The following is a 7,552-nucleotide window of genomic DNA, read 5'->3' on the forward strand; positions in this document are numbered from 1 at the left end:
CTCATGCGCGCTGGCCGGGGTCAAGCTGGTCGCGCATCCAGTCGCCCAGCATGCTGATGGCAAGCGTCGTGAGCACGATCACGGCGGCCGGACACAGCAACACCCAGGGCGCTGTCTGCAGGTAGGTCCGCCCATAGCCCACCATGTTGCCGAGGTCTGTATCCGGCGGCTGGATCCCCAGGCCCAGAAAGCTGAGCCCGGCTCCGGCCAGGATCACCTCGGGAAAGGCCAGCGTCGCGGAGACCACCAGCGTCGCGCCCATGTTCGGCACCATGTGACGCAGGTAGAGCCGCCCCGGCCCGGCGCCCAGCTGCTCGACCGCGCGCATGTAGCCCTGCCCATAGGCGGCCAGCGCCAGGCCTCGCACCACCCTTGCGTGACGCTCCCAGCCGTAGAAGGCCAGCAGGAAGACCAGCAGAAGGAAGGAATTTCCGAAGAACGCCAGCGCCGACAGCGCCAGGATGATGAAGGGCAGTGCCGCCTGCACGTCGATCAGGATCAGAACCAGCTGCTCGACAAAGCCACGGAAATGCGCCGCGAGAAGCCCCATGATCCCGCCGAAGAGCACGCCCAGGATGGTCGCTGACACAGCCAGAGACAGGCTGACCCGGATGGACACGATCAGCCGCGCCAACACGTCCCGCCCCAGCTGGTCGGTGCCCAGCGGATGGGCCCAGCTGCCCCCCATCAGGACAGGGGGCTGAAGCCGCGCCATCAGGTCCATCTCGGTGATCGTGTAGGGTTTCAGCCAATGCGCGAGCAGCGCCACGAGGATCATCAGGACCATCCAGACCATCGACAGAAGGACCGTGACCGGCACATCCGGAAGCCTCGCCCGCAGACCCGGACGCGCCGCGGCCGTCTGCATCGATACATCAGCAGGCATCATCCCGCCTCCCGCATTCTCGGGTCGAGCCAGCCATAGAGCAGGTCGACGATCATGTTGGAAACCACCATCGTGGTCGCCACCAGAACCAGTACGCATTGCACCACTGCCACGTCGCGCGAACTGACGGAACTGACGATCAGCTGCCCGATCCCTGGCCAGGAGAACACGCTTTCGATCACCACGGCCCCGGCCAGAAGTCCGCCGACCATGAAACCGATCATCGTGATGACGGGGATCGCAGCATTCGGCAGGGCATGCCGCATGACGACCTCGCGCCAGATCAGGCCCTTGGCGCTGCCGGTGCGGATGTAGGGCTGGTCAAGCACCTCGATCATGGCCGAGCGGGTGAACCGCGCCAGGATCGCGGCCCATCCGGTGGCGAGCGTGAGGATCGGCATGATCATCGCCTGCCAGCTGTCATTGCCGCCCGAGGGCAGCCACTGCAGGTTCACCGCGAAGATCAACACCATGACCAGCCCGAAGACGAAGCCCGGCACGGCGAAGCCGGAGACGGCGCCCAGCATCACGATCCGGTCAAGCGGTCTGCCCCGATGCAGCGCGGCGACGATCCCTGCACCGACACCCGTGACGACCCCCAGCAGAAGGGCCGGCATCATGATCTGCAGGGTCACGGCAACCCGGGCCGTCACCTTGCTCAGCGCGTCCTGGCCATCCAGCATCGACTTGCCGAACTGGCCCTGCAGCAGATCACTCATGTAGCTGCCGAACTGAACCCATAGCGGACGGTCGAGGCCCCAGGCCTCGTGGAAGGCGGCGACAGCCGCCGGCGGGGCATCGGGCCCCAGGATCACGATGGCGGGGTCCGATGTCGTGCGCAGGGCGAGGAAGGCCGCGAGCACCACGATGAAAATGGTCAGAAGCGCGCGCAGGACGCGGCGCAGCAGGAAGCCGGTCATGCGGGCACCTCCAATGGGTCGGTCGTCGCTGCACCGACGAAATGACAGGCGGCCATCTGGCGGCCGGACACGCGGCGCAGGACCGGCAATTCGGTGGAGCACAGATCCGTTGCGATGGTGCAACGGGGATGGAACGGACATCCCGCCGGACGATGGGACGGATCCGGCGGTTCGCCCTTCAGCGCGGGCCGTGGCCTCCGGCGGAACGGATCCGGGATGGAGGCCACGAGAACCTGCGTGTAGGGATGCTGCGGATCTGAGAAAAGCTGTTCGGGGCTGCCCTTCTCGACAACCCGGCCCAGGTACATCACCGCGACCTCGTCGGCGATGTTGCCCACCAGTTTAAGGTCGTGAGAAATGAACATCATGCCCAGCCCGAACTCGCGCTGCAGTCGAAGCAGGATGTTCACCACCTGCGCCTGGATCGAGACGTCCAGTGCCGAGACCGGTTCATCGCAGACCAGCAACTCCGGCGTCGTGGCCAGGGCGCGGGCGAGAACGGCGCGCTGACGTTGACCGCCCGACAGCTGGAGCGGATGGCTCCGTCCCTGGTCGGGGCGAAGGCCCACGGCGGTCAGCAGCTCCGCCACGCGCTCCTTGCGCGTGCCGGGCGTGCCGATGCGGTGGATCACCATGGGCTCGGCGATCTGCTCGGCAATGGTCATGCGCCTATCGAGCGCTCCCAGCGGATCCTGGAACACCATCTGGGCCCGGGCGCGCATCTGGCGCCATTCCCGGGTATCCGGTTTCGGCATCGGCTGCCCGTCGAACAGGACCTCGCCTGCATCCGGCACCTCGAGGCCCAGAGCGACGCGGCCGGTCGTGGATTTTCCGCAGCCGGACTCTCCTACGACGCCGAGGATCCGGCCCCGTTCGACCGTGAGGCTCACCTCCTCCAGGACGCTGACGGTGCGGGCCGGGCGGAACACGCCCCCCGCGGACCCGTAACGGCGGACTATGTTCCTGAGTTCAAGCAGAGACATGGCGCGTCTCCCTGTGCGCAGCTGTGGCCGAGCGCGCATCCGACAGGACGCAGGCCGACAGGTGATCGGCGCCCCCGGTCGGGGCCAGCGCCGGCTGGCGCGCGCAATCCGTCCGCGCATGCAGGCAGCGCGGCGCAAAGGCGCAGCCCTCGGGCATGTTCCAGGGGTCGGGCACCTGACCATGGATCGGCACCAGCGCGCCCGCACCGGCCCCAAGGCGGGGCGCGGCAGCGATCAGCCCCCGGGTATAGGGATGCGCGGGCTGGCGCAGGATGCGCGCGACCGGAGCGCTCTCGACGATCTTGCCCGCATAGCAGACGGCTATGCGGTCGCAGAGTTCGCCGACGACCGAAAGGTCGTGGCTGATCAGCACAAGCGCCATGCCCAGATCGCGGCGCAACGTGTCGAGCAGGGTGAGGACCTGGGCTTGGATCGTGACGTCGAGCGCCGTCGTCGGCTCGTCCGCGACCAGCAGATCGGGCTGACCGGCCAGCGCCATGGCGATGGCCACCCGCTGATTCTGGCCACCGGACAATTCATGCGGAAAGAGGTCGATCCGCCGGGCCGGATTGGGGATGCCGACCTGATCAAGCAGGCGCACGGTTTCTGCGCGCGCGGCCTGCCCTTTGATGCCGCGGTGCAGGGCCAGCACCTCCGCGACCTGTCGGCCGATCCGCTTCACCGGGTTCAGCGTGCTCATCGGATCCTGGAAGATCATGGCAATCCGCCCGCCGCGGAGGCGCGCCAGGCGGTTGGGAGGCATCTCGGTCAGGGAGTGCTCCTCGAACATGACCCGGCCGCCGATCCGCGCCGTACCGCCCAGCAGGCCAAGCGCCGCCAGCCAGGTCACGGATTTGCCGGAGCCGCTTTCGCCGACGATCCCCAGCGCCTCGCCATGCGCGACGCTCAGGTCGATCCCGCGAACGGCCGGACCGCGCGGAAAGTCGACGCGGAAGTCCGAGAAGGAAAGAAGGGGCATTGCCGCCCCCTCCTGTCCGCCGATATCCGCGGACATGGCTACGCGCCCCAGTTGGTCGGGCGGAAGTCCATGGCGAAGGACGGTGCGGCTGTCCAAGGCGTGGACTTCGCCTTGGCCGTGAAGGTGGCGTTCTGGTTGATCACGCCATAGGCCGGATCTTCGTATTCGAGAACGGTGACCAGGCGGCGGAACGCCGTCTTGCGCTCGGCGAAATCGGTCGAGGTCTGCAGGACGCCACAGAGCCTGGTGACTTCGTCGTTGTGATATTCGCCCGTCTGGACCGCCTGGCCCTGCGGCCCCCACTGGTTCGGCTGCGTCGCGACCGGATCGGGAAAGCTGCCGCCCGTGGACCAGTCATGGACGCCCCGGGTGCCCGCCGGATCCCAGATTTGGGCCCAGTTCTCCTTCATCTCGATCTCGACGTTGAGCCCGACCTGGCGCCACATCTCGACCATGACCTGTGCGGTATTGACCTGCAGCGTGTAGTAGTCGTTGAGAAGACGGTAGGGGATCGGTTCGCCCTTGTAGCCTGCGGCCTGCAGCAGCTCGCGCGATTTCTTCGGGTCGAAGCTCGGCGCGGTCCAGTCGTCCAGGTACATGTCGCCATACCACAGGAACTGGTTGCCCTTGGGCACGACGGTCTCCCCCATCCAGAGCTGGTCGACGATCAGCTGGCGATCGACGGCGTGCAGCATGGCCTGGCGCACGCGCGGGTCCGCCAGCGCCGTATCGTTCTTGTCGAAATTGGTGACGCGGATATTGTTGATGATGCCGCCCGCGATCTCCAGCTTGGGATCCGCGGTGACGGTCGCAAACTGGTCCGGTGTCAGGTCGCAGGCCATGTCGTACTGTCCCGCGCGGACACCGTTCACCCGCTGTGCCGCTTCGGGCACCTGCACGAAGCGCAGCTCTTCCAGCGGCGGACGGCCGCCATGGTAGTCTTCGTGGGGGACCAGGACCAGCTCGACATCCGGCGTGAAGGATGCCACCTTGTAGGGGCCGGTGCCGATCGGCTGCCGCGCGAAGTCGAGCCAGCTTTCGGCTTCCTCGAAGGCGCGGCGGCTGATAATCTGGCTGCCCATGGCCATGATCCGGCCTTCAATCGTCACATCCGGCGTCGCGTTGACGAAGCGGACGGTGTGGCGATCGACGGCCTCGACCGTCACCAGCGACGGCCAGAGGCGGCGCGCCACGGCGGGCACCTGCGGCGGCAATTCCTTGGTGCGCTGCGTGACGCGCTCTTCGTTGAAGCGGATCGTCGTGTCAGAGCCTTCCGGGGTCGTGTCGCCGAACATGCGGGCGGACGAGAAGGAGAAGGCCACGTCTTCGGCGGTCAGCTCGTCTCCGTTGTGGAACTTGACACCCTGACGCAGATCCAGCTCGACGGTGCTGTCATCGATGCGGCGCCATGCCGTGGCGAGGCGCGGGATGGGCGACAGCGTGCCCTGGTAATCCTGTCCGATCAGGCATTCCAGGTAGGAATTCATGATCCGGGCGCCGACATTCGACTGTTCGATCAGCGGATCGAGCGCGTTGGACGTCGCCAGTTTCTGCACCGCGATGGTGAGCCGCGGGCGTGCGCCCTGGGCGAAGGACAGGCGGGGTGCGGCCAGAGCAGAGGCGCCGGCCATTGCGAGGAAGCCGCGACGGGGGAGGTGAAGCATGGGAGGGGTCCTTTTCAGGAGACGGAAAGAGGGGAGGACGCCGACGCCCGGCGGTCGACGAGGCCGTCGGGGCTGCTGCGATATCCGGTCAGGCTGCGATCCGCATGGCGCATGCGCCAGCTCAGCATCTTGCCGGCATATTCGGCCAGGACGGGTGCGTAGGCGGGGTCCTCGGCCAAATTCGTGAACTGGTGGGGGTCGCTCTCGAGATCGAAGAGCAGCGGCGGAAGCGCGGCAAAGTGGACGTACTTCCATTTCCCGTCGCGGATCACGCAGAGCGAGGCCTCGTCCATGTCGACGCCGAGCTCCTCTTCCGGGCTGGAATAGAAGACGTTGCGGAAGTCGTATTCGAAATGGACCTCCTGCCGCCAGTCGGCGGGCATGCCCCCCTCGAGGAAAGGCAGCAGCGACCGGCCGTCTATATGCCGGGGCGGGGCGGCGCCCAGCCAGTCCAGGATCGTCGGCATCACGTCGACGCTCTCGGTGAAGGCCTGCTCGACCTCGCCGGCACGGTGACCCCGGCGCGGGTCCCGGATGATCAGAGGGATGTGATAGCTTTCGTCGTGATAGGCGATCTTGCCCAGCAAATGGTGATCGCCCAGTTGCTCGCCGTGATCGGAGGTGAAGACGATCAGCGTGTCGTCCATCCTGCCCGCCTCCTCGAGGACCGCGAAGATGCGCCCCAGCTGGTCGTCGATCTCGGTCATGAGGCCCCAGTAGGTGGCGCGCATTTGCCGAATCTCGGCCTCGGACATGTCCGAGGCGCGCCCGTCCGCTCCCTGGAAAAAGCTGCCCCGCCCCGTGTGGCGCAGGTAGTAATCCAGCAGCGGATGCTGTGCGCCCTCGGCCTCGGCGCTGTCTGCGCGCACCGGTCCCGGCATGTCCGCCGGGTCGTACATGTCGTGATAGGGCGCAGAGGCGACGAAGGGCGGATGCGGCCGCCAGAAGCCAAGGTGCAGGAAGAACGGCCGGCCCGGCGTCACGCCCTTGAGGTACTGCAGGGCACCCTCGGAGAAGAACGCGGTATCGCTGAGATGCGCGGGCATCCTCGCGGGACGGTCGGTGGCGCCCGGCACCGCATCGTCGCCTTCGGGCAGCCAGACATCATCGCGGTTATCCGGCAGGTCGAAGCCGTTCTGAGCCAGCCAGCCGAAATACGCCTCCTTTTCGGGTTCGAAGGTGCGGATCGGCCGGAAGCCGTCCATCACATCGCCCAGCCACTTGAACCGCGGATCGGTTGCGGCGGTGACCTGCGGATCCGGCACGGTGGTCGTGTAGCCGATCAACGCGGGATCATAGCCGAATTTCGCCAGTTCGCGGCCGAGATTGGTGTGCCGACTGTCGAGCGGAATGGTATTCTGCACCGCCCGGTGGTTCATCGCGTATAGGCCGGTCATCAGGCTGGCACGGGCCGGGCCGCAGGGCACGGTGACGGTGTAGTGGTTGGCGAAGGTCACGCCCTCGGCACACAACTTGTCGATGTTCGGCGTGCGCAGACCCTCGGTGCCCAGACGGGCCAGCATGTCCCCGCGCCACTGGTCGACGACGATGAAGAGCACATTGGATTTTGGCATGGGCAGAGGCCTTCGAGACAGGGTGAGTTTCTGCCCGCCCCAATACTACCCACAATGCGTAATAATTGCGACGCTTCTGCGACGCTCTGTTGACATCCCGCGCGGGCATTGTCGAAAAATTCCGGACGAACGGGATTCACAACGTGAATCCATGCGGTTAGATGGGTGGCATGAGCAAGCCGAAGTCCGCCCGCTAATGCACGACAAATTGGTCCGACGATCGAGCCATTGAGTGTGTTGATTTCCGTTGAGAACTGCCCCGGGTTTTCCATCGAGAATTGACCCGTCTGCAGACCATGGTGCCCGGTTCATGCGGCGGTCAATGCCGGTCATTTCTCCTTCCTGGTTCCTGCCGCCTCGGAGCTGGCCTTGAAGCGGTAGCTGTCATTGCCGGTCTCGAGAATGTGGCAGCGGTGGGTGAGCCGGTCGAGGAGCGCGGTGGTCACCTTGGCATCCGCTGCCGGGCAGGGCATTTCCGCAGGAAATGTCCCGAGAGGGGCCGAACACCGCCGCCCATTCGCTGAAGCTGAGGTTGGTCGTGATGAT

6 protein-coding genes and 1 pseudogene are annotated in these 7,552 nt (G+C 66.2%); all 7 read right to left on the reverse strand.

The genetic code is table 11. From position 1 onward, the window contains the following. Position 1 precedes the first annotated feature (1 nt). Positions 2-886, reverse strand: a complete 885-nt coding sequence (locus ICN82_RS07990) for an ABC transporter permease (RefSeq protein WP_226898363.1) — start codon at positions 884-886, stop codon at positions 2-4. Further along, positions 886-1,806, reverse strand: a complete 921-nt coding sequence (locus tag ICN82_RS07995) for an ABC transporter permease (RefSeq protein ID WP_193181515.1) — start codon at positions 1,804-1,806, stop codon at positions 886-888. The genes ICN82_RS07990 and ICN82_RS07995 overlap by 1 nt, the downstream gene beginning before the upstream one ends. Then, complete coding sequence (locus tag ICN82_RS08000) at positions 1,803-2,789, reverse strand: ABC transporter ATP-binding protein (protein ID WP_193181522.1); 987 nt, start codon at positions 2,787-2,789, stop codon at positions 1,803-1,805. The genes ICN82_RS07995 and ICN82_RS08000 overlap by 4 nt, the downstream gene beginning before the upstream one ends. After that, entirely contained in the window at positions 2,776-3,768 is a 993-nt protein-coding gene (locus tag ICN82_RS08005) for an ABC transporter ATP-binding protein (protein ID WP_193181523.1), read from the reverse strand. Before ICN82_RS08005 ends, ICN82_RS08000 begins: the two co-directional genes overlap by 14 nt. Positions 3,769-3,806: 38 nt before the next feature. Continuing rightward, positions 3,807-5,432: an ABC transporter substrate-binding protein gene (locus ICN82_RS08010; RefSeq protein ID WP_193181524.1), complete on the reverse strand. Its 1,626-nt coding sequence runs from the start codon at positions 5,430-5,432 to the stop codon at positions 3,807-3,809. Between the two features lie 14 nt (positions 5,433-5,446). Beyond that, positions 5,447-7,006: a phosphoric/sulfuric ester hydrolase PehA gene (gene pehA, locus ICN82_RS08015; RefSeq protein ID WP_193181525.1), complete on the reverse strand. Its 1,560-nt coding sequence runs from the start codon at positions 7,004-7,006 to the stop codon at positions 5,447-5,449. Positions 7,007-7,335: 329 nt separating this feature from the next. After that, positions 7,336-7,552, reverse strand: a pseudogene (locus ICN82_RS08020) (ATP-binding protein); the annotation flags it as partial.

Source organism: Mangrovicoccus algicola, from assembly GCF_014903745.1.
Lineage (GTDB): Bacteria > Pseudomonadota > Alphaproteobacteria > Rhodobacterales > Rhodobacteraceae > Mangrovicoccus > Mangrovicoccus algicola.

Bases quoted from the DNA above. Each gene is read 5' to 3' on its own strand.
- ICN82_RS07990 (WP_226898363.1), bottom strand. From the start codon at position 886: ATGCCTGCTGATGTATCGATGCAGACGGCCGCGGCGCGTCCGGGTCTG.
- ICN82_RS07995 (WP_193181515.1), bottom strand. From the start codon at position 1,806: ATGACCGGCTTCCTGCTGCGCCGCGTCCTGCGCGCGCTTCTGACCATT.
- ICN82_RS08000 (WP_193181522.1), bottom strand. From the start codon at position 2,789: ATGTCTCTGCTTGAACTCAGGAACATAGTCCGCCGTTACGGGTCCGCG.
- ICN82_RS08005 (WP_193181523.1), bottom strand. From the start codon at position 3,768: ATGCCCCTTCTTTCCTTCTCGGACTTCCGCGTCGACTTTCCGCGCGGT.
- ICN82_RS08010 (WP_193181524.1), bottom strand. From the start codon at position 5,432: ATGCTTCACCTCCCCCGTCGCGGCTTCCTCGCAATGGCCGGCGCCTCT.
- pehA (WP_193181525.1), bottom strand. From the start codon at position 7,006: ATGCCAAAATCCAATGTGCTCTTCATCGTCGTCGACCAGTGGCGCGGG.